The sequence below is a fragment of the Skermanella stibiiresistens SB22 genome (assembly GCF_000576635.1).
Classification (GTDB): domain Bacteria; phylum Pseudomonadota; class Alphaproteobacteria; order Azospirillales; family Azospirillaceae; genus Skermanella; species Skermanella stibiiresistens.
This window is the reverse complement of the sequence record NZ_AVFL01000013.1, coordinates 146255-170834: the sequence shown is the minus strand read 5'-3', so window position 1 is coordinate 170834 and position 24580 is coordinate 146255. Positions and strand designations below refer to the sequence as shown.

The 24580-nt window shown below is 69.7% G+C and carries 1 protein-coding gene; it reads right to left on the bottom strand.

Annotated elements, in window-relative coordinates; all coding sequences use genetic code 11:
* Positions 1-113: 113 nt before the first annotated feature.
* Positions 114-24452, bottom strand: coding sequence for an Ig-like domain-containing protein (locus N825_RS18495; protein ID WP_037455151.1), 24339 nt, complete (start codon positions 24450-24452; stop codon positions 114-116).
* Positions 24453-24580 lie beyond the last annotated feature (128 nt).

Sequence of the window (24580 nt, the reverse complement as noted above, 5' to 3'; positions counted from 1 at the left end):
AACTCGCTCAGGTCAATTCAATTATCGGAGAATGTCATTGGAAATGGCGCCGCGCCCGCGCGCCGTCCCCGGGATCCAAGCGATGCCCGGGGGAGAACGCGCGGGAATGCCGGTCAGGCGGCGCGGTCGATGTCGTCGATGCCGGCGGCTTTCATCAGGCTCTCCAGAAGCGCCAAGCCCTCGGCCATGAAGCCCCCCTGCCCGCCGGCCCGCCCGGCCGCCTTGAGCTGTGCCGTCAGCGACGGCTTGCCCACCAGCGGATCGCGCGCGTGCCGCTGGTCGCCCTGCCGTCCGGCGTCGGTGGTCTTGCCGGCTTCGGGCGCCCCGTCGGCCGGCGCGTCCGCCGGGTCGGCGGCGGGGACTTCGGACTTGGCGGTGCCAAGCTTGAAGTTGACCACCGCCTCGGCTCCGGTCTTGTCGCGGGCGGTCACCTTGATGTCCAAACGCCCGTTCTCGCCTTTGGGGGGCGTGCCGCTGAACGTGCCCGAGGTGGCGTCGAACTTGAGCCACTTCGGCAGCGGCGTGCCGTCCGCCAGGGTCGCCTCGATCGTGATCACCGCCTTGGCGTCGCCATGCCCGAACACTCCAGCCGGCAACCGGAAGCTGTCGCCTGTCACCCCGCCGAGCGACTGATCGTTCACGGGGATGAGGACCCGCAGGCCGCCCGCCCCATCGGCCGCGCCGACACTGACCATGCGCGACTGGCCGGCGAGGATGTCTACCGAGTTGAGACTCGGGATTTGGATGCCGCCGGATAGCAGGCTGGCTTGGCCGGATGACAGCGAAGCGATGGATGGATCGCCACCCGTCTCAATCGAGGTCGAGGAGGCGAAGGTCGAGGTCGCCTGGACCAGCGGCAGGATGATCAGGTCCGGCACGGGTGTGACGGACACCGGTTCCGCCACCGTGGGGATGACGGTCGGCGGCGCCGTCACGACCGGGGTGACCACCCTCGTGGCTTCCTGGATGGTGATGACGAAGCTGGTCGTCACCGTGGCGCCGCTGGGATCGGTGGCGGTCACCCGCACCGTGAGCGTGCCGGCATCCGTCCCCGCCGGCGTGCCGCTGAAGGTGCCGGTCGTGGCGTCGAACCGTAGCCAAGCCGGCAAGGCGGCGCCGGATGTCAGGTCGGCCGACAGGACCAGCGTATCCGACGCGTCGGTGTCGGTGAACAGACCTTCGGGCACCTTGGCCGAGAAGGCGACTCCTTCGAGCGCGGTCACCGGCGCGATGGTTCCGGTCACGGTCGGGGTGTCGCTGGTGCCGACGATGGTCACCGTGGCGACACCCGTGGCTGTGCCGCCCTTGCCGTCGCTGACCGTGTAGCCGAAGCTCTCGGTCACCATCTCGCCGGCGGCCAGAGTGGCGTATTTTCCGTTGGTATCGACCGTGTAGGAACCATCGGCCATCACGGTCACCGTCGCACCGGAAGGCAGCCGGATCGCCGTGCCGACCGCGGCCGGATCGCCGTTGACCGCCGTGACGGTCAGCGTGGTTCCGGCGTCCGCGTCGGTGTCGTTGGCCAGCACGCCCTTGGCGGGCACCACCAGAACGGCGTCCTCGGCGACGGTCGCCGCGTCGGCGACGGCGGCCGGAGCGTTGTTGACGCCCACGATGGTGATGGTCGCTGTCGCGGTCGCGGTGCCGCCCACTCCATCGGCGACGGTATAGCGGAAGCTGTCGGTCGCGGTGGTGCCCGGCGCCAGCGCTTCGAACTTGCCGTTGGGATCGTAGACGTAGGACCCGTCGGACATGACCTTCAGCGTGGCGCCGGAGGCCAGCGTGATGGTCGACCCCACCGCCGCGGCGGAGCCCTCGACCATGGTCACGGTCAGGGTGGCGCCCTGATCGGCGTCGGTGTCGTTGGCGAGCAGGCCGGCGACCGCGGTCTTGGAGAGGGCGCCGTTTTCCGGGGTCGTCGCGGTATCGTCGGTCGCGACCGGAGCGTCGTTGGCGCCGGTGATCGTCAGGGTCAGTGTCGCCGTCGCCGTGCCGCCCATACCGTCGGAGACGGTGTAGCTGACGCTGTCGGTCGTCGTTTGGCCAGCGGCGAGACCCGGGAAGGCGCCGTTGGTGTCATAGACGTAACCGCCGTCGGCGGCCATCGTCAGCCGGGCGCCGGACGCCAAGGCGATGGTCCGCCCGACGCTGCTGCTCTGACCGTCGATGGCGGACACCTTGAGGCTGGCGCCGGTGTCGACGTCCGTGTCGTTGGCCAGCACGCCGGCCGAGGCCGCCACCGTCACCGTGCCGCCCTGGACGACGGCTCCGGTGTCCGCCTTGGCGACCGGCGCGTCGTTGGCGCCGATGATGGTCAGGGTGACCGTCGCGGTCGCCGTGGCGCCGGTGCCATCCCGGACGGTGGCGGTGAAGCTGTCGGTCGTGGTGGTGCCAGCCGCAAGCGCCTCGAACTTGCCGTTGGGATCGTAGCGGTAGGAACCGTTGGCGTTGACGGTCAGCAGCGCGCCGGAGGTCAGGGTGATGGTCTGCCCGACCGCTGTGGGGTCGCCGCCGACCGCCGAGACGGTCGCGGTGTCGCCCAGATCGCCGTCGGTCAGGTTGGACAGCACGCCGTCGGCGGCGCCGACGGTGACGGCGGAGTCCTCGAACACCGTGCCGGTGCCGGGTTGCGGCACGGGACCGTCGTTGAGGCCGGTGATGGTGATGACGACCGTGGCTGTGCTGGAGGCGCCGTTCAGGTCGGTCGCCGTGTAGGTGAAGCTATCGGTCGCCGACTGACCCTGGCCCAAGGCGTTGAACCGCGAGTTCGGGTCGTAGATGTAGGAGCCATCGGCTTTGAGCGTCAGCACGGCGCCGGAGCTCAGCGCGATCGGCTGCCCCACGGAGGCGGACGCCCCGTTGACCGCGGTGACGGTCAGGCTGTCGTTCTGGTCGATGTCGGTGTCGTTGGCCAGCACGCCCAGCGTCGGCACCAGCAGGACACCCTTCTCGGACACGGTGGCGCTGTCGGTCGCCGCGGTGGGCGCGTCGTTGACGCCCGTGATCGTGATGGTGGCTCGTCCCTCGGCGGTCCCGCCAAAGCCATCGGCGACCGTGTAGCCGAAGCTGTCGGTCGCGGTCTGGCCGACGGCCAGCGTGCCGAAGGCGCCGTTCGGATCGTAGACGTAGGTGCCATCCACCGCGACGGTGAGCCGCGCGCCCGACGTCAGGGTGATGGTGGCGCCGACACTGGCCGACTTGCCGTCGACGGCGGTGATCCGCCCGGCGCTGTCGCCGCTGTCGACATCGGTGTCGTTGGTCAGCAGGCCCGCGGCCCCGGTCGCGGTGATCACCTGGGTCGCCGTGGTGGCCGCCGTGTCGGATACCGCGACCGGGGCGTTGTTGACGCCGGTGATGGTCAGGGTGACCGTCGCGGTGGAGGTCGCCCCGGCGCCATCCTTGACCGTGTAGCTGAAGCTGTCGGTCGTGGATTGACCCTGGGCCAAGCCGCGGAACGCGCCGTTGGTGTCGTAGCGGTAGGATCCGTCGGCGTTCAAGAGCAGCTTGGCGCCGGACCCCAGCGTGATCGTCTGGCCGACGCTGGCCGTCTGGCCGTCGACCGCCATCACGGTCAGGGTGTCGCCGGTGTCGATGTCCGTGTCGTTCGCCAGGACGCCGATGCCCGCGACGCTGAAGACGCTGTTCTCGGCCAGCGTGACCTTGTCGGCCACCGCGACCGGCGCGTCGTTGACGCCGGTGATCGTGATGGTGACGGTCGAGGTCGCCGTGACGCCGGCACCGTCGCGGATGGTGTAGGAGAAGCTGTCGGTGGCGGTCACCCCGGCCGGCAGCTTGTCGTTCCGCCCATTGGGATCATAGCTGTACGACCCATCGGCGTTGAGCCTGAGCAGGGCGCCCGACGGCAGGGTGATCTGGCGTCCGACCGCGTCGGTGGCACCGTTGACGGCGGCGACCCGCAGGGTGTCGCCGGTGTCCGGATCGCGGTCGTTGGCCAGCACGCCGGCGGCATCGCCGGTCAGCTTGGCGTTGGCGGCGACGCCAAACGAGTCGGCGTTGGCCACCGGCGCGTCGTTGACGCCGGTTATCGTCAGCGTGACCGTCGTGGTGGCGCTGACGCCCGCTTGGTCGGTCACGGTGTAGGTGAAGCTGTCGGTCCCCGTCGTTCCCGCCGCCAACGCCACGAAGGCGCCGTTGGCGTCGTAGGAGTAGGAACCATCGGCGTTGACCCTGATCAGGGCGCCCGACGGCAGGGTGATGGTCTGGCCGACGGCGGCGGTGCTGCCGTTGACGGCGGACACGACAAGCGTGTCACCGGTATCCCGGTCGCTGTCATTGGCCAGCAGTCCGGAGCCCGCCGCCACGGTCAGGGTTCCGCCGGTGCCGACCGCGCCGGTGTCGGCCGTGCCGGTCGGCGTGTCGTTGACCGGCGTGATCGAGATCGAGGCGGTCGAGGCGGCCGAGTTCGGCGTGCCGTGGACGGTGTCGACCATGACGTAGCTGAAGGTCGCCGCCGTGTCCCGGTTGGCGTCGGGGGTGAAGCGCAGATCGAGGATGCTCCCGGTCAGCGTCAGGACGCTGCCGGCCGGTCCGAGATCGATGACGGTCCCGTCGGCCCGGGTCAGGGTGCCGCCCGATACCGACAGGATGCGGATGGCGTTGGGCGAGTTGCCATCGGTGTTGGGCAGGATGGCTGGCGCCAACCGGATGTTGGCGCCGCTCGGGGCAGAACCGTCCTCCGGCAGCGACAGCGCGGTGTTGTCGGTCGCGGTGACCGTCCTGTCGCCGCCCGCCAGCGGCGGCAGGACCGTGGACACGCCGAGCGCGATGGTCGATGACGGGTCCACCGTCCGGCTGTCGCCGTCGGAGACCGAGACCGCGAGCGACGGCGCCGTGGCCCCCACGGTCATGGTGAACTGGAGGCTCTCCAGCGTCGCGGTCACGTCGGCCGGGTTGCCGGTGACCGTCACTTCGCCGCCGGTGCCGACCACGATGGTCGCGGCACCCTTGGCCGTCATGGCGATCGTGCCGCCGGTGGGGGTGACGGTCGCGGCGACGGTCGAGCCGCTGGCTCCCGTGACCGAGAAGCCATGCAGTTCCGTCGGCACGCCGGCGATGGCGGTGCCGGTGGTCGGCATGGTTAGCTGAACCGGGGTCACGACGGTGACTGGCAGGGTCGCCGTCACATCGGGCGACACCGGATCGCTGTCACTGGCGGTCACGGTCACGCTGCCCGTGGTGGCGCCCGTGGCGGAGGTGAAGGTCAGGGCGGCCAAGGTCGCGTTGACGTCGTCCTTGGTGCCGGACACGATCAGCCGCCCATCGGCGCCGGTGGTGATGGTGGCGCTTCCGGAAGCCACGGTCGCGATGGTGCCGCCCGACGGCGTCAGCGTCACGGTGACGCTGGCGTCGTCATAGTCGGTGACGGAGATGCCGGGAATGGCGCCGCTCTGGCCCGCCGTGACGACGACCGCCGCGGCTTCGGGCAGCGTGAGGGCGGGCGGATTGACCAGGGAGATCGACAGGGTCTTGTCGATCGGGGACAGGGCCGGATCGGTGAAGTCGGCCTGGAGCCGGAGCGTCGCGGTCGCGGCGCCCTGGGTGCCGTTGAAGGTCATCGCGGCGATCGTCGCGTTGATGTCGCTGGCGTTGCCGATCAGGGTGAAGACGCCGTTGCCCAGGTCGGCGACCGAGGCGCCGCCCACCGGCGTGATGACCGCCGTGCCGTTCGTGGCGGTCAGGCGGAACGTGACCAAGTCGCCGCCGACATCGCTGAGGCTGATGCCGGGGATGGTGGTCGGTGTCCCGGCCGCGGCCACCGCCGTCGTCGGCAGGGTCAGTTCCGCCGCGGCGGAAATGGCGATCGACAGGGCCGCTGTGGCGTCGTCCGTCCTGGCGTCGCCATCGTTGACGGTGATCGCGATGGTGGCGGATCCGGCGCTTCCCGCCGTGAAGGTCAGGTTGGCTAGGGTCGCGTTGACGGTCGCGACGGCGCCGGTGATCGTCAGCGTGCCATCCGACGCCGTCGCGACGGTGGCTCCGGCGGCGGCCTGGGCCGCCACGGTGCCGCCGGCCGGCGTCAGTGTCACGGTGATGTCGCCGGGATCGGCGTCGGCCACGGTGATGCCCGAGATCGCGACGGTGGTGCCGGCCACGACCGAGGGTTGGCGCGGCAGGTCGAGGCTCGGCGGGTTGACGATGGTGAGATCGACCGTCACCGTCGGGTCCGGGGTCCGGGCGTCGAGGTCGGTGGTGAGGACCTCGATGCCACCGCTGGTGGCACCCGGCGTGCCGCTGAAGGTCAGGCCGGCCAGCGAGGCGTTGATGTCGGCGGCGGTGCCGGTCAGGCGCAGCGTGGTGGCGTTGGGATGGGTGATGACGACGGAGCCAACGGCTTCGATGCCGATCTGGCCATTGGTCGGGACCAGGGTCACCTGAAGCTCGGCCGTGTCGAAGTCGCCGACCGACAGGCCGGTGATCGCCTGGGGCTGGCCTGCCACCACCGTCTGGGCGGTAGGGCTGGCGGCTTCCGGGCTCGACAGGACATCGATGCTCAGCAGGTCGCTGTCGTCGTCGGTGGGGGCGTCGGCGTCGGCGGTGACGATCAGCAGGCTGGCGCCCAGCACGTTGCGCTCCGCCGTGAATTCCAGCGACGCCAGCACCTTGTTGACATCAGCGACGGAACCGGAGATCTGGACACGGTCACCGGAGAGCGCGGTGGACGTGGCGGTGCCGAAATCGGTCACCGCCACGGTGCCGTGGGTCGGGGTCAGCGTGACGGTCACGGTGCCGCTGTCGGTGTCGGCGACGCTGATGCCGAAAATTTCGCTGGAGACGCCGGCGACGACCGCCGGGCGGCTCGGCAGCGTGTTCTCCGGCGCGGACAGGATCGAGATCGCCAGACTGCCGGCGGCGTCGGTGGTGGTCGGATCTCCATCCGAGACGGCCACGTCGATGGCGCCTGTCGTGCTACCCGCGTTGCCGGTGTAGCGCAGCGTCGCCAGCGTCGCGTTGACGTCGGCCACGCTGCCGGAGATGGTCAAGACGCCGCCCGATGCCACGATGGTGGCGGGGCCGGTCACGGCCGCCGTGCCATTGACGGGCGTCAGCGTCACGGTGACGGTGGCGCTGTTGCCATCCGCGACCGACAGGCCGGCGATCGAGGTCGCCGTGCCGACCACGACCGCGGTGGCGCCGGGCAAGGTGATCTGGGGTGCGGCCGGATCGTCGTTCAGGATGACCCCAAACGCGGTGTCGGTGACCAGCGCCGCGGCGACGCTCGGGTTGGACAGGGTGACGCCGAATGTCTCGTCGGCTTCGATCCCTTGGTCGCCGGAGATGCTGACCGTGATGGTCTTGGTGGTCTCGCCGTCAGCGAAAGTCACCGTGCCGCTCGGCAGGGTGCCGCCGAAGTCGTCGCCATCGAGGGTGTCGGAACCGGAGACTTGCCAGTCGACCGTCAGCGCCCCGGACAACCCGCCGGACCGGGTGACCGTGAAGGTGTGGGTGGTCGAGCCGGTGTCGCCTTCCGCCTTGGCGGCGTCGGTCGCGACGATCTCCAGGCGCGACGGCACGACGATGCCGACGCTGGCCTGATCGACCTGGGTCGCGAGGTTGGTCCCCGTGAAGTTGGAGACCGCGTCGCTCAGGCCACCGCCCGCCGTGCCCGTCTGGAGGGCGGTCGCGGCGGTTCCCTGGGCGACGACTTGGGCCTGGGTCATGCGGGTCAGGTTGTCCAGCGCGTCGCTCGAACCACCTTGGTTGGCCGTGTCGACGGCGCTGTTGCTGGCGCCGATCACCTGGGCGGCGTCGGCGGCGACCGTGGCGACGCGGCTGGCGTCGATGCCGGACAGGCGGCCGGCGGCATTCCGGAGCACCGCCTCGATCGTGGTGGCGGACGCCAGATCGATCCGGCCGCCGGTCGGCAGGGCCTTGACGATGTCGGCCAACGCCGCGAGCACGGCGCGTCCGGCGTCACCCTGGCTGACCGGAGTGGTGGCGGCCCCCGCCAGGACGGAACTGCCCTGGACCAGCAGGTTGGCGATCTTCGCCGCTTCGGCCTGGGCGTTGACCGCCGCCGTGATCTCGCCGGCGCTTCGGCCCGCCGTGGTCGCCTCGACGATCGGATCGTAGCTCAGCAGGTCGATGCCGCCATCGAGCCCGAGCGCCGACTTGACGACGGTCTGGGCTTCGGCGATCTGGCCGTCGGTGGCGCTCAGCCCGGCGATGCCGGTGAGCAGGGTGGTCAGGGGGTTGATCACCTTGGCGCGCGGCGGCGCCTCGAAGATGCCGTTGAAGGCGAGGCCGGTCGAGATGTCGTGCCCGCCGATCAGGATATAGGGCCCGCTGCCGCCGAGGATCTCGAAATTGCCCGAACCGTCGGTGATCGAGGACGACTCGCCGGCGTCCAGCACGCTGTTGCGGTTGGCGTCGGCGAACACGGTGCCGCCGGTGATGTAGCCATCGACCACGACGCCCCGGAAGGTGTTGACGATGACGTTGCCGGTGCCGAGCGCCCCCAAGGTGGTCGCGGCCTTGTTGCCGGCGGCGTCCTGGATCTTGCCGCCGTTGAGATTGATCTTCTGCCCGACCGAGATGCCGTCCTTGTCGGCGTCGGCCGAGGTGACGGTATAGGAGAAGGTCAGCGTGTCGGCGGACTGGCCGGGCACCGTGATCAGTTCCGCGTAGCGGACGGTTTTGCCCAGGGTCAGCGCGAGCCTGGGCGTGCCCAACTCGGTGGTGTCGATCGCCTCGCTGAACTTGACCGTGAAGGTCAATTGATCGCCGTCGACATAGTTGCCGGCGGCCGGCGGGGTGACCGAGACGATGGTCGGCGGGGTGACGTCGCGGTCGTCGTCCAGGATGGCGCCCTGCGCCGCCTCGCGCTGGAAGACGACCTTGCCACCGGTGATGCTGGTCGCGACGCCGGTGACCGAGAAGACGAAGCTCTCGTCGGTCTCGACCACGGTGTCGCCGGCGACCTGGATGGTGACGTCGACGAAGTTGGCGCCCGCCGCCAGCGTCGCCTTGCCGAACGGCAGGCCGCCGGTGAAGTCGGCGCTGTCGGCGACATGGTTGCGGGTCGGTTCGTTGACCTGCCAATCCACCACCGTGACGGCGCTGGTGTCGCCGGTGCGCGTGATGCGGAAGGTCAGCGTGGTGGAGCCGGCGTTGCCCTCGCTCCGGACGGTGTCGGCGGCCACCACGTCGAGCCGCTGGACCGACGACACGACGATCTTGACCGCCTGCTCCGCCGAGACGCCGCCATCCGACACGCTGTAGATCAGGATGCCGGCGTCGCCATTGTAGCCGGCTGGCGGGGTGAAGGTCAGGTTGGCGAGCTGGTCGGAAGTCAGGGTGGTGCCGACCGTGACGGCGGTTCCTTCCGCCGTGGTGACCATGCCGGCGGTCGGCAGCGCCGAGATCCGGATGGTCAGCGCATCGTTCTCCGCGTCGACCGGCCGCGTGATGCTGAGACCGATGGCGCCACTGTCCTGATCGACGGTGACGGTCTTGTCGGGCTGGAGGACCGGACCGTTGTTGCGGCCCTGGACCGTGATGAACAGGGTCGCGGTCGAGGTGGCTCCCTTGCTGTCGACGATGGTGTAGCGAACCTGCTCGACCACGCTGTCGCCGGAGTTGAGCGCGCCGTAGGCGCCGTTGGGATCGAACACGACGGTGCCGTTCTGGCGGATCGTCACCTTGCCGCCACCACTGAGGGTGATCGCCCGGCCGACGCTGGACGTCAGGCCATTGACCTCGCTGACCACGCGGGTGTCGCCGGTGTCGGGGTCGGTGTCGTTGGACAGGACGCCGCGGGCGGCGGCGAGCGTGAAGGAGGTGTTCTCGTCGGTCGTGGCCCTGTCGTCGACTGCGGCCGGGGCGTCGTTGATGTTCTCGACCGTCAGGATGAAGATGTCGGAGACGCTGGCGCCCGACTTGTCGGTCGCGGTCAGGCGGACCTTGACGGTGCCGACATCGCCATTGCCCGGCGTGCCGCTGAAGGTCTTGGTCGTCGGGTCGAAGCTCAGCCAAACCGGCAGCGGGTCGCCGTTGGAGCTGGCCGCGGCGATCGTCAGCGGATCGTTGGCGTCGTCGTCGCCGAAGGCGCCCGACCCGACGGTCAGGCTGAACGGCGTGCCTTGGGTGGCGGTCGCCTTGCTGATCGTGCGGTTGGCGTAGGGCGCGTCGTTGACCGACGACACCTTGACCACGGCGTTGGCGTTGGTGACCGTCGCGGTGCCATCGTTGACGGTCAGCGTCAGCCCGACGGTGTCGGTCGTGCCGGGCGCCACGCGGTTCTCGGTCGGGGTGAACACCACTCCTCGCAGCGCGGCGGTGGCTTGGGCGGCGGTGCCGGTGAAGCTCCAGACGCCGGTGCCGGCGTCGAAGCTCCCGGTTCCACTGGAGGTGCCGCCAGCCAGCGCGCCGCTGCCCGGCAGGATGGCTACCTGGACCGTCAGATTTTGTCCCGGAAGGTCACTATCGGTCACTGTCGCGTCGGAGAACGGTTTGGCGGTGCGCCGGTCGGTGATGTCGATGGCGGTGGTCGGAACGCCCGAGATCACCGGCGGATCATTGACCGGGGTCACGGTGATGGCGAAGGTCTTGCCGGTCAGCGTGGTGGTGCCGTCGCCGACCGAGAAGCCGAAGCTGTCGGACGTCGTGTCGGATCCATCGTGGCCGTAGGTCACCAGCCCACCATCCAGGTCGCCCTGGGTGAAGGTGCCGCCGGCCGCCAGCGCGGTGCCGTTCAGCCGCAGGGTGCCGTGTCCGGCCAAGCTGGTGACGGTATAGACCAGGCCGGTCCGGGTCTGCTCGCCGTCGGTGGCCGAGAGCATGGCCGCCGTGATCGTCTGGGCGGAGGCGCCTTCGGCCACCGTCATGCCGGTGTTGGTCGGCAGGGTCGGCGTGGTGTTGAAGGCGATGGAGCGGCTGACAGCCGTCGCGTCGCGCGTGGCGCCGTCGCCACTGGTGTCGCGGACGGTGAAGGTAACCGATCGCGCGGTGGCGTCGGGGATCGCCAGGGCGTTGTCATAGGTGACGGCCCGCAGCGCCGCCTGATAGGCCGCCTTGGTCGCGGTGCCGGACAGGGTCAGGACGCCGGTCGAGCTGTCATAGCTGGTGACGGTGATGCCGGCGGTCTGGGCCGCCGTCAGGGCGGAACCGGTCAGGGCCAGCGTCTCGGACGCGCCGTTCGGACGGTTGGTCAGGGTGACGGTGGCGCCGTCCAGGTTGGCGTTGTCGATGTCGGTCAGGGTCAGCCCGCCATCGACCACGACGGCGCCCAAGCCCGGCGCGTGGGTGGGGGTGGCGCCGCCGCCCGCGGTCACCACCGGCCGGTCGTTGACCGCCGTGATGGTGATCGTCGCGGTGTCGGTCACCGTGGAATAGGCCGAGGTGCCGCCGTTGGTCGACGTGTCCGCCACGGTGCCGGCGGTGCCTGTGGACTTGTCCCAGGCGCGGAAGGTGATGGTCGCCGATCCGTTGTGGTCGGCCGTCGGGACGAAGCGGATCCTGTCCGTCGCGTCGAGCAGGCGGGCCGCCGACGCGGTCACGGTGCCCCCAAAGGCGGTCCAGTTCGCGCCGCCGTCGGTCGAGTACTGCCAGGCGCCGTTGGTGTTGTCCACCGCGGTGACCGCGATGGCGCTGGCGGCGGTGCCGTCCTGGTCCGTGATGGCGCCGGTCACCAAGCTCGACACGAGGGTGCCGGTGTTGGCGGCGTCGGCGATGTCCTCTGCGACCGTGGTCAGGGTCGGCGATGGGGTGGCGTCCAGCACGGGCGCGAAGTTCATCACGGTCAGCGTCAGGTCGTTGCCGGTCCCGCCGACATAGCTGACCCTGAAGGTGTAGATGCCGGAGGTGATGGTTTCGCCCTCCTCCACCCTGAAGCCATCCGATGTCTTGAGGGTGCCGGTGATCGCGTCGGTCCCGTCGTTGGCGATCAGGATGAAGCTGTCGCCGGACGCGGGCGCGTAGCCCAGGCTGAGGGTGAGTTTGGAGCCGGTGATGTCGACGGTGCCGGTCACGTCGATCTGGTCGTAGCCGGTGCCCGCGACGGTGCCGTTGAGCTCGGCCACCAAGGTGCCGCCCGCGGCGATGGTGAGCCCGTTGGTCAGGGTGAGCTTGCCGGGGCTGTTGCCGGCGGCGATGAAGCCGCCGTTCGCGATCGAGACGGCGCCCGCGATGGTGCCCGAGCCGGCCAGGGTGGCGCCGGTGGAAACCGTCACGGCACCGCCGCCGGTCAGCGTGCCGTTGACCGACAGGGTACCGGCGCCGACCGTCGTGGTGCCGGTGTAGGTGTTGGCGCCGGTCAGCGTCACGGTGCCGGCGCCCGACTTGGTCAGGTTGCCGGTGCCCGTGATGGCACCCGACAGGGTCAGGGCGCCCGATGTGCTCACCGTTCCGCTGGAGGCGCCCAGCGTGATCGCGTTGGTGAGGGCGACCGTGGCGCCGGTGACGTCGAGCGTGCCGCCGCTGAGCGAGAGGGTGCCGGTCAGGGCCGATGCGGTGGCGACCGCCAGCGTGCCGGTGGTGACCGACATGCCGCCGGTGGCGCCCGTCACGGTCAGGGTGCCGGCGCCGATCTTGGTCAGGGCGAAGCCGCTGGCGGCCACCGCGCCATCCAGGGTGACGGCGCTGTCGGTCTGGACCGAGGCGTCGCCGGTCAGCGTCACGGCGTTGTGGATGGTCGTCGCCGTCGTCACCCGCAGGGCGGTTCCAGCCGCCAGCGTGACGGTGCCGGAGCCCAGGTTGACGTCGGCGGTCATCGACAGGGTGCCGCCCGCTACCGTGGTGGACCAGGTGTTGCCGTTGTTGGTGGCGTTGGTCAGCTTGACCGCGCCAGCACCCGCCTTGGTCAGCGAGGTGGTGCCGGTGATGGCGCCGGACAGCGTCAGTTCGTCCGAGCCGCCGGTCAGGCCGTAGCTGATCGTGCCGCCGCCGGTGCCCAGCGTGATCGCCTTGGTCAGGCTCTGCGCGCCGGTCCCGGTGAAGGCCAGCGTGCCACCGGCCAGGGTCAGCCCGCCGGATCCCAGGTTGGCCTCGGACGAGATCCCGAGCGTGCCCGCAGACACGGTGGTGAGGCCGGTGTGGGTGTTGGCGCCGCCGAGCGTGACGGCGCCGGTTCCCAGCTTGGTCAGGGTGCCGGTGCCGCTCAGCACGCCCGAGTAGGTGCCGTCGGTGGACTGGTCGAACACGACCGCCGCGTTGTCGAGGATGTTCCCTTGCAGGCTCGTCGTGGTGCCGGTCAGCGTGCCCGCCGAAACGGTGGTGCCGCCGGAGTAGGTGTTGGCGCCGGACAGGGTCAGGGTGCCGGCGCCTAATTTGGTCAGGCTGCCGGTGCCGCTGAGGACGCCAGAGTAGGTGCCGTCGGCGGTCTGGTCGAACACGACCGCCGCGTTGTCGAGGATGTTGCCCTGGAGACTGGTGGTCGTGCCGGTCAGCGTGCCGGCCGACACCGCGGTGCCGCCGGTGTGGGTGTTGGCGCCGGACAGGGTCAGGTTGCCGGTGCCCGATTTGGTCAGGGAGCCGGTGCCGCTGAGGACACCCGAGTAGGTGCCATCGGCGGACTGGTCGAACACCACCGCCGCGTTGTCGAGGATGTTGCCCTGGAGGCTGGTCGTGGTGCCGGTCAGCGTGCCAGCCGAAACCGTGGTGCCGCCGCTATGGGTGTTGGCGCCGGACAGGGTGGCGTTGCCGGTGCCCGACTTGGTCAGGGAGCCGGTGCCGCTGAGTACGCCGGCATAGGTGCCGTCGGCGGACTGGTCGAACACGACGGCCGCGTTGTCGAGGATGTTGCCCTGGAGGCTGGTCGTGGTGCCGGTCAGCGTGCCGGCCGACACCGTGGTGCCGCCGGAGTAGGTGTTGGTACCCGACAGGACAAGGTTGCCGGCGCCGGTCTTGGTCAGCGCGTTGGAACCGCTGATGACGCCGGATACCGTCCCCGCGATCGAGGAGGCGACCTCGACCGTGCCGCCGCCGGTGCCCAGGGCGATGGCGTTGGTGTAGGTGTCGGTGCCGGTCAGGCCCAGTGTGGTTCCGGTCAGCGTCACGGTGCCGCCGACCAGCGCGTTGTTGGACGTGGCGGCCAGCGTGCCGGCCGAAACGGTGACGCCGCCGGTCAGGCCCGTTTTGTTGGTCGAGCCCGAGAGCGTCAGCGTGCCGGTGCCTGATTTGGTCAGTGCCAAGGCGCCACCCGACATCGCGCCGGACAGGGTCACGGCGGCGTCGGTCTGGATCGTGGCGGCACCGCTCAGCGCCACGGCGTTGTCGATGGTCGTGGCGCCGGTGACCTCGAACGTCGTGCCGGCGGCCAGCGTCAGCGCGCCGGCGCCCAGGTTGCCGTCGGCGGCGACGCTGAGCGTGCCGGCCGACACCGTGGTGGTGCCGTCATAGCTGGACGCTGATGTGGTCAGCGCCACGGCGCCGGCGCCGGCCTTGGTCAGGTTGAAGGTCGAGGACCCGTCGGCGATCCCGCCCGTCAGGGTCAGCGTGGCGCCCGAGGCCGTACCCACGGTCGCGTCGGCCCCCAGGGTCACGGTGCCGGAAACCGTGCCGGCGCCGGATGACGCATACAGCGCACCGACGCCGCCGTCGCCGGTTCCGCTGACCGTCACCGCCTCCGCGATGAAGATGCCAGAGCCGATCTGAAGCGTGGCGCCGCTGCTGACGGTGGTGGCGCCGGCGGTGGTGCCGAGCGCGCTGTTGTGTCCGGCCACCAGGGTTCCCGCCGACACCGTCAGGGCGCCGCCGTAGCTCGTGTTGGCACCTGTCAGGGTCAGCGTGCCGCCGCCGGTCTTGGCGAGCGCCGCCGTACCGGTGACGGCGCCTGACAGGGTGGCGCTGCCGCTCGCCACGTTCACCGAGCCGCCGCCCGAGGCGACGAAGATCTGGTTGTCGGTCGAGGCCCCGTCGCCCAGCGCCAGCACGGCCCCGCTGGTGAGGGTCACCGTGGCCGTGCCGGTGCCGAGGTTGCCGTCGGCGGCGATGCTCAGCGTGCCGTTGCTAACCGTGGTGGCGAGCTGGCTGTTGCCGGTGTTCGACAGCGCCAGCGTACCGCTCCCGCTCTTGGTCAACGAGAAGTTGCCGGAAATGGCGCCCGACAGGGTCAGCGTATGCTGCGACGTCTGTATCGTGGCATTGCCGGTCAGCACTATGGCGTTGCCCAGCGTCAGGGCGGCCGCCGTGGCACTGGGAAGCTGGAGCGTGGTGTTCGCACCCAGGGTGATCGTCCCGGTATTGGCCTGGGTGGCGAACGGCCCCGAGGAGTCGCCGATCTCCACCGCGCTGCCATTGGCGGCAACCGTGATGTTGCCGGCGAAGCTGGTGCTGTTGCCCGTGTTGCTCAGCGACAGCACGCCGCCCGAGCCGGTCTTGGTCAGCGTGACACCGGCCGCCGCGGTGACCTGCCCGCTCAGCTTGACGTTGACCGTCGTGTTGATCGTACCGCCGCCGCTGCCGATGGTGACGGCCTGGGCGAAGACCTGCTGGCCCGATCCGCCGACGCTCAGGGTGCCGCCGTTCAGCGTCAGCGCCCCGCCGCCCAGGGAGTCCTTGCCGCTGATGGCGGTGACGGTGATGTTCGGGCTCGACCCGACTTGATTCCTGCCGACGGTCAGCGTACCGGCGGACACTGTCGTGGTGCCGGTGAAACTGGTCCGGTTGCCGGCGTTCAGCAGCGTCAGCGTGCCGGCGCCCGTCTTGGTCAGGCCGCCGGTGCCGGAAAGCAGGCCGGTCAGGGTAAGGGCGTTGGCGTTGGCCACCGTGCCGCCGTCGCTTCCCAGCGCGATGGCGTTATCGATAGTGATGTCGGTGCCGGTCGCCTCCAGCGTGCCGCCGTTAAGCGTCACGGCGCCGGAGCCCAGGTTGGCGTCGGCGGCCACGCACAGCGCGCCGGCCAGGACGGTCGTCGTGCCGGTGTGGGTCTGCGTCGCGGACAGGGTCAGCGTGCCGGCGCCTGATTTGGTCAGGTCGCCGGCGCCGGAGAGCACGCCGGACAGCGTGACGGCGTTGGCGTTGGCGACCGTGCCGTGGCTGGAGCCGACCACGATGTCGTTGTCGATGGTGACGCCGGTACCGGTCACCTCCAGCGCGCCGCCGCTGAGCGTCACGGCGCCGGAGCCCAGGTTGCCGTCGGCCGCCACGCTCAGCGCGCCGGCCGAAACCGTCGTCGTGCCGATGTGGGTCTGGGTGGCCGTCAGGGTCAGCGTGCCCGCGCCCGTCTTGGTCAGGCCGCCGCTGCTGGAGATGATGCCGGACAGCGTGACGGCGTCGGCGTTGCTCACCGCGGCGTTACCGGCCAGGACCACGTCATTGTCGATGGTGGTCGCCGCGCTGATCACCAGCGTGGTGTTGGCGGACAGGGTCAGCGCGCCGGAGCCCAGGTTGACGTCGCTGGCGACGCTCAGCCGACCGGTCGACAGGGTGGTGGTGCCGGTGTGGGTACTGGTGCCCGACAGCACGACCAGATTGCCCGCCGGGCTGGTGCCGCCGATGATGGTCAGGTTGCCGGCGCCCGAGACCACGCCGCTGAAGGTGATCGTCTCGCCATTGACCGTGTCGGTCGGCTGGCCGGTGTAGAACAGGGCGTTGCCGGCCAGAACGATGTTGCTGGCGATGGAGCGGGTCGAGCCGGCGACACCCAGGTTGGTGCCGGTGGCCAGGGTGATCTGACCCGAGCCGAAGGTCGAGGTGCCGGCCGCGACGATCGAACCCGCGTTGACGGCGATGTCGCCGGTGATGGCGCTCAGGTTGTTGAAATACACCACGCTGGCGCCGGTCTTGGTCAGGTTGCCCGAACCCGTCACCGCCCCGCTCAGGGTCAGTCCGTTGTTGGCGTTGTTGTCGGTGTTGATGGTCGCGCCGTTGGCGCCGAACACGACCGCGTTGCCCAGCGTGAAGCTGTTGCCGCCGACGTCCAGCGTGCCGCCGTTCAGGGTCAGCGTGCCGCCCAGCATGTTGGCCGCGGCGCCGATCTTGGCCGTGCCGTCCGTGACCGTCAGACCGCCGGTCGCCGTCTGCGTGGCCGACAGCGTCAGCACGCCCGCCCCGTTCTTGGTCAGCGTGCCGCTGCCGGAAATGATCCCCGACAGGGTGGCGGCGGCGCTGTTGGTGATCGTCGCCGCCGAGGACACGGCGATGGCGTTGTCGATCGTCGTGGCGCCGGTGATCGAAAGGTTGCCGCCATCCAGCGTCAGCGAGCCCGACGTCAGGTTACCGTCGGCGGCGACGGCTAGGGTGCCAGCGGAAACCGTCATGGCGCCCGTGCCGGTCTGCGTGCCGGTCAGGGTCAGCGTGCCCGTGCCCGCCTTGGTCAAGGCGCCGGTGCCTGAGATGATGCCCGACAGGGTGACGGCGGCGTCGTTGCTGATGGTGCCCGCCGAGGACAGGGCGATGGCTTTGCTGATGGTCGTGGCGGCGGTGACGCTCAGATTGCCGCCGGCAAGGGTCAGCGTGCCCGACGTCAGGTTGGCGTCGGCGGCGACGGCCAGGGTGCCGGCGGAAACCGTGATCGCTCCCCCGCCCGTGCTGCTTTGCGTGCCGGTCAGGGTCAGCGTGCCGTCACCGCTCTTCGTCAGGGTGCTGGTGCCGGCGACGACATTGCTGAGGGTGGCGCTGATACCGGTGCCGACATTGATCGTGGCGTTGGCGGCCATGTCGATATAGTTGGCGAAGGTGCCCGACACGGTCAGGTCCAGGGTCGTGCCGGTGGAGAACGAGATGCCGCCGCTGCCCAGCGCGCCGACGGCGCCGGCGGCGATGGTGCCCGCCGTCAGGGTGGTACCGCCGACATAGCTGTTGGTGCCCGACAGGGTGAGGACGCCGGTGCCCATCTTGTTGATGCTGCCGCCGCCGCTGCCGGTGATGGTGCCGCTGAACTCGGTGCTGGTGTTGTTGCCGCCTGACACCAGCGTGGACGAGCCCAGGGCCACGGTGCCGGCACCGGCCAGCGAGCCGATCGTGTCGTTGGCCGATAGCGTCAGGGTGGCCCCCGACGCGACCGTGACGGCCGTGGTGTCGGACAGGGCGCCGCCGCTCTTGTTCAGCGTCAGACCGCCGGCCGAAACCGTGGTGCTGCCGGTATAGGTGTTGGCCCCCGTCAGGGTCAGGGTACCCGTGCCGATTTTGGTGATGCCGCTGCCGGTCCCGGAGATGACGCCGGAGAATGTGGTGTCGCTGGCATTGCCAACCGTGAGATTCCAACTGGTCAGGCTGACGGTGCCGGCCCCGGCCAGCGACGCGATCGTCTTCCCGCCGTTGGTCACGCTCAGCGTGGCGCCGGAATCCACCGTGACGCCACTGCTGGCGCTGATCGAAGCGCCTCCCCCAAAGTCCAGCGTGCCAGCGCTGATGGTGACCGCACCGGTATGCGTGTTGGCGCTGCCGAGGGTCAGGGTACCCGCCCCCTGCTTGGTCAAGGCCCCGCTGCCCGAGATGATCCCCGACAGGATGACGGCCGCGCTGTTTTCCAGCTTGCCACCACTGCTGCCGATGGCGATGTCCTTGGAGATGGTGGTGGCGGCAGTGACCTTCAGAATGGCGCCGGGGCCATTCAGGGTGACAGTGCCGTTCCCCAGGCTGGCGTTGCTCGCCACCGACAGGGTGTTGGTGTTGGTGGTGCCGTTGCCGCCGCTGACGGTGGTGTTGGTGTGGGTGTTGGCGCCCGACAGGATGACGGCGCCGGTTGCCGCGCTGCCGGCGATAGTCAGGCTTCCGTTGCTGATGACGCCGCTGAAGGTGAGGTCGGAACTGATCGTGTTGTCGATGGTGCGGTCGGCGTTGCCCAGATCGACGGCGCCGGAGAAAGTCATGGCGTGAGAGCCTGAAAAGGTCAGGGTCCCCCCCAGCGTCACGGCATTGCTCAACGTCACGCCTGCGCTACCGGCGCGGATTTTGCCGCCAATGATGGTCAGGCTGCCGGTGCCGACAGCCGTATTGGAGTCGGCTGTCAGGATGCCGTTGCTCAGCACCGTGCCGCCGCCATAAGTATTGTTTCCGTTGAGCGCCAGAGCTTTGCCACCATCGGTGCTGGTGACGGTCAGGCTGCCCGTGCCAGAGATCACGCCCGACAGGGTCAGGCTGCCGCCTGAGAAATCAACTGTGCCGCCTCCGGCGCCCAAAGTGATTCCCTTCGTATAGGAAGGGCTCGCCGCTGTACTGGCCAGCGTGCCGCCATTCAGCGTCAGATCGGATGTGGATGCGATGGCGCTGGCATGAGCAGCCGACAGAGTACCACCCGTCACGGCCAGGGCGCCGGTCAGGGTGTTGGAGCCCGACAAGGTCACCGTGCCCGCGCCAGTCTTCGTCAGGCCGCCGCTGCCGGCGATGACGCTGGAGATCGTGGCGGTGTCGGCCGAGCCGTTGGTCACGGTCAGCACCACGCCCGAGTTCAGGGTGACGGTGCTGCCCGCCAGCGTGAAGCCGCTGGCCGCGTCGGCGTCGAGGGTCAGGCTTTCGGTCAGGGTCAGGCCGGCGGTCAGCGTGGTGGTCTGCGCCGCCAGCGCGCTGGTCAGCACCAGCGTCTCCGCTCCCGCCGACTGCGCCGCCGCGATGGCCACCGCCTCGCGCAGGGTCACGCTGTTGCGGTCGGCGTCGCTGGTCTCGCCCGTGGCGTTGACCGTGATGGTGTTGCTGGTGACGGTGACCGTCCCGGTGGCGGCGGCGGTGCCGTCGCTCAGGCTGTAGGCCACCGCCATGTTGCCGGTGGGCGTGTCGGTGCGGAAGGTCACGCGCCGCAGCGCGTCCTGGACCAGGGCCGTGGTCGCCGTCGTCCCGCTGCTGTTGAAGGTGACGGTCAGGACGCCGTTCGCGCTGGTGAAGGTGGCGAAGATCTGGCCGCTCGCCTCGAGGTTGGCGCCGCTGACGGTGAACAGCGGGGTGTTGCCGGTGTCGAACCCAAGGATGTCCGTGGCGACCGCCGTGCCGGACCGCTGGACGGTCAGCGACCCGCCGTTCCAGTCGCCGGCGCCGCCGTTCAGCGCACCGAGTTCCGCGTCCGCGACGGTGGCGTCGAACAAGTTGTCCAGGGTCACCGTATTGCCCGTGCCGGCCCAGGCGACGCTGTTGGTGTCCAGGTTGACGGCCGTGGGCGCGTTGTTGGCCGGCGCCGTGAGGGTGAAGTCGTTCCCCGTGCCGCCGCTGGTGATATAGGAGGCGGTCAGCGCTTTGCCGCTGGCGGTCAAGGTGCCGCCCTCGGCCAGACTGGTGAAGGTGCCGGTGATCGCGTCGGAGCCATCGTTGCTGATGATCAAGTATTGGGCTTGGCTGGCGGCGGCATAGCCGTGGGTGGCGGAAATCGTCACCCCGCTGATGCCGACCGTGCCATTGACCACCACCTGGTCGTAACCGGTGCCGGCGGTGGCCCCGGCGATATCGACCGACAGCGTGGCGCCCGACACCATGGACAGATTGCCGTTGATGGTCAGCGTGCCGGCCCCGCTATTGGTGCCCGCCACACCGGGGGCCAGGGTGGCGCCGCTGCTGATCGTGACGGTGTTGCTCGAGCTGCTGGCGAAGATGCTGCCGGTGCCGCCCAGCGTCGCACCGCTGGCAACGGTGACCGAGGATGTGGCTCCCAGCGAGCCGGTGACCAGCAGCGTCCCGGCGCTGACGGTGGTGCCGCCGGAATAGGTGTTGGCGGCACTCAGGGTCAGCGTGCCGGCACTGACCTTGGTCACGTTTTGGCCGCCGCTGATCACCCCGCCGAGGGTCAGGCTGGCGCCGGAACCGGCGCCGAACTGGGTGGCGCCGGCCATGGTCACGGTGCCGCTGAGGGTGGCGGTGCCGCTATCGACCCGCACAGCTCCGGTGTTGGTAACGCCGGCGCCGGTCACGATGAGATCCTCGGCCACCGTCACGCCATTGGCCAGCGCCAGGGCGGCGCCGCTTTGCACGGTGGTCGTACCGGTGGTGTTGCCCAGCGCGTTGTTGTGGCCGGCGACCAGCGTACCGGCGCTGATCGTGACCGCACCACCCCAGGTGCCGCTGTCGCCGGTCAGGGTCAGCGTGCCGGTGCCGGCCTTGGTCAGGGTGGAGTTGCCGCTGAGGACGCCGCTGGCCGTCAGGCTACCACCGGATCCAACCGTGATACGGGTATTGCTCGTCAGCGTCAGCGTGCCGCTGACCGTGACGGTGCCGGTACCGATCAGGGCGCCGGAACTGCTGACTCCGGTTCCGGCCAAGGTCAGGTTTTCGGCCAGGGTGATGCCATCGAGCACGCTCAGCGCGGCACCGTTGCCGACCGTGGTATCGCCGGCGGTGGTGCCCAGCGCACTGTTATGCCCGACCTCCAGCGTGCCGCCGCTGACGGTGGTGGCCCCGCTGTAAGTGTTGGCGCCGGTCAGGGTTTGTGTGCCGGTGCCGGTCTTGGTCAGCGCGCCCGTGCCGGATATGATGCCGGAGAAGGTGCCGGAACCGCCGCCCGATCCCAGGGTCAGCGTGCTGGCGCCCAGCGTGATGCTGCCGGCGCCAGTCACCGCGCCGATGGTTTCACCGGCGTTCAGCGCCAGGGTAGCACCGCTGTCAACACTCACCGCCCCGGCATCGGCAATGGCGGAGCCGTTGCCGAGCGCCAGGGTGCCGGCGGAAACGGTGGTGGTGCCGGTGTAGGTGTTGGTGCCCGACAGGGTCAGTGTGCCGGCCCCGGTCTTGGTCAGTCCCAAATTGCTGCCGGCGATGACCGTCGAGATGGTGGCGGTGTCGCCGGTGCCATTGCCGATGCTCAGCGTGCCGCCGAGGGTCAGGGTGCTGCCTTGAATGGTCAGCCCATTGGCCCCATCGAGATCCAGCGTGTCGCCGGCCCCGCTGGTCACGCCGCTGCCGAGCGTGATGGCCGAATTGTCGCTCAACACCACCTTGATGGTGTCGGCCCCTGTCTGGGTCACACCCCGGGCCAGCGCCTCGCGCAGCGAGAAGCCGTCGGCGGCGTCGCCATCGGCATCGTCGCTGGTGCTATCGACATGGATCGTGCTGCTGGTCACCGTCACGTCGGCGGTGTTGCTGCCCGCGCTGTTGGCGATCGTGAAGCGCAGGGTGGCATCGCCATAGGGGGTGTTGTTGCTGTAGGTGATGCGCTGGGCCACCTGCTGCACCAGCGCCGTGGTGGCGACATTGGTGCCCGTGAAAGTGACGGTCAGCACGCCGCCGTTATTGGTGACCGTGGCGAAGGTGGTATTGCCGCTAACCGTTTTCAGACTGCCGTTGTCCAGCACGAAATCGGCGCCCGCGGTGTCGAAGGCGAACACGTCATTGGCCGTGGCATCGGCCGTCCCGGCGGTGACGCGCCGCACCGACAGGCTCGCGCCATTCCAGTCGCCGGCCCCGCCATTCAGCGCTCCCAGCGTCGCGTCCGCCACCACCGCGGCCGTGCCGGTATCCAGCCGCACCGGGGCCGATGCGTTCAGCGCCACGCTGTCGCCCGACAGGTTGGTCAGCGTCGGTATGGTGCCGAGGAAGGTCAGCACCACATCGTTGCCGTCGCCACCGGTATAGGAGATGCTGTATTTTCCAGTACCGGAAGTGAAGCTTGCCCCTTGGCCCAACCCGGTGAAGTTATTCGTGACGGGGCTGCTACCGGTATTGTCGATGATTTTGAAGGTACTGTTGACCGTCAGCGTACCCGTGATCGAGACATTCAGCGTCGCCCCCGTCAGGTCCACCGCCGTCGCGGCAACCTGGTCGTAGTCGGTGCCCGCCGTCGTACCGGGGCTGGCGATTTCGACATTGAAGGTCGAGCCGCCGCTGAGGGTGAGCCCTTGGACGGTCAGCTTGCCGGGGCTGTTGCCGGGGGCCAGGGTGCCGCCGTTGGCCACCGTCGTGGCGCCTGTCGAAACCGTGCCGCTGCCGCCCAGCGTGGCCCCGCTGCTCACGGCGAGGCTGGCCACGGAGTATGTATTGTTGACCAGCAGGGTGCCCGCCGAAACGGTGACGGCGCCCGAACTCGTCGCGGCGCCCGAAAGGGTCAGCACGCCGGCCCCGATCTTGGCCAGCGTGCCGGAGCCGGTCAGCGTGCCGCTCAGGGTGGCGGAAGCGCCCGTGCCGACCGAAATGGTGGCCGCGGTGGTCGCCAGCGCGTTGTCGATGTTGGCGGTCGTGCCCGTCAGCAGCAGGGTCGTGCCGCTTGCCAGGGTGAGCTGACCGGAGCCCAGATTGCCATCGGCGCCGATGCTGAGCGTGCCGGTGCTGACCGTGGTGGTGGTGTGGCTGTTGCCGGCGCCGCTCAGCACCACCGTGCCGGACCCGACCTTGGTGAGGGCGAAGCCGCCGGAAATCGTGCCCGAGAGGGTCAGCGTATCGCCGGCATTGTAGGCACCGATGTCGGTGGCGGCGGCGAGCGTGATGTTGCCGGTGACGGTGGCCGACCCGGTGCCCTCGTTGACCTTGAGCGCGCCAAAGCCGGCATTCACGCCGGTGCCGCTCAGCGTCAGCGCGTCGGCGATGGTGAGGCCATTTCCGACCCTGAGCGTGGTGCCGTTGGCGACCGTGGTGCCGCCGGCCGAGGTGCCCAGCGCGTTGTTGTGCGTGACGATCAGGACGCCGGAGCTGAGGGTGGTGGCGCCAGTGTAGGTGTTATTGCCGCTGAGCGTCAGCGCGCTGCTGCCGGATTTGGTGAGATTGCCAGCGCCGGAGATCACACCGGACAGGGTGGCGGCGCCAACGGCGCTCACCGTGCCGTTGTTGACCCCCAGTTCGATCAGGTTGTCGATCGTGACGGCGCCGGTCACCGTCAGCGTGCCGCCGTTCAGCGTCACGGCGGCGCTGCCCAGGTTGGAGTCGGCGGCGACGCTCAGCTCGCCGGCGAGAACGGTCGTGGTGCCGGTGTGGGTCTGGGTGCCCGTCAGGGTCAGGACGCCGGCGCCGGCCTTGGTCAGCGCGCTCGACCCGCCGATCACGCCCGACAGGGTGACCGCGTTGGCGTTGGTGATCGTGCCGGCGGCCGACACCGTGATGGCGTTGGTGTACGTGCCGGTGCCGGTGATCGTCAGGTTGCCGCCGCTCAGCGTGACGGCGCCGCCGACCAGCGTGGTGTTTGTCGCGACCGACACCGTGCCGGCGGAAACCGCCAGCGTGCTGGTGGCCGACGAGTTGCTGGTGCTGGTCAGCGTCAGCGTGCCGGCGCCTGATTTGGTCAGCGCGCCCGCCCCGGACAGCGCGCCCGACAGGGTAACGTCGTTGACGTTGGTGATCGTCGCCGCTCCGCCCAGCGCGATGGCGTTGTCGATCGTGGTGGCTCCCGTCACCGCCAGGGTGGTCGAGGCGGCCAGCGTCACGGCTCCGGAGCCCAGGTTGGCGTCATCCGCCACGCTCAGCGTGCCGGCCGATACCGTGGTGGTGCCGTCGTAGGCGTTGGTGCCCGACAGGACCAGGGTTCCAGACTGGACCTTGGTCAGATTGAACGAAGAAGGGCCATCGCCAATCACCCCGCTCAGCGTCAGCGTGCCGGAAAGGACGCCGACCGATGCGTTTCCGCGGTATCGTGTATCAAACGCCACCACGCCGGATCACCGTTGGCTCGGGTCCATGGTAGGATGGGCTTGTGTGGATGGGCGCGGAAATCGGTGGACGTGGACTTGGGGAGTTGGCAGAATCGGGGAGGTGGCACCTGCCGCTGGTTAGCTAGTCA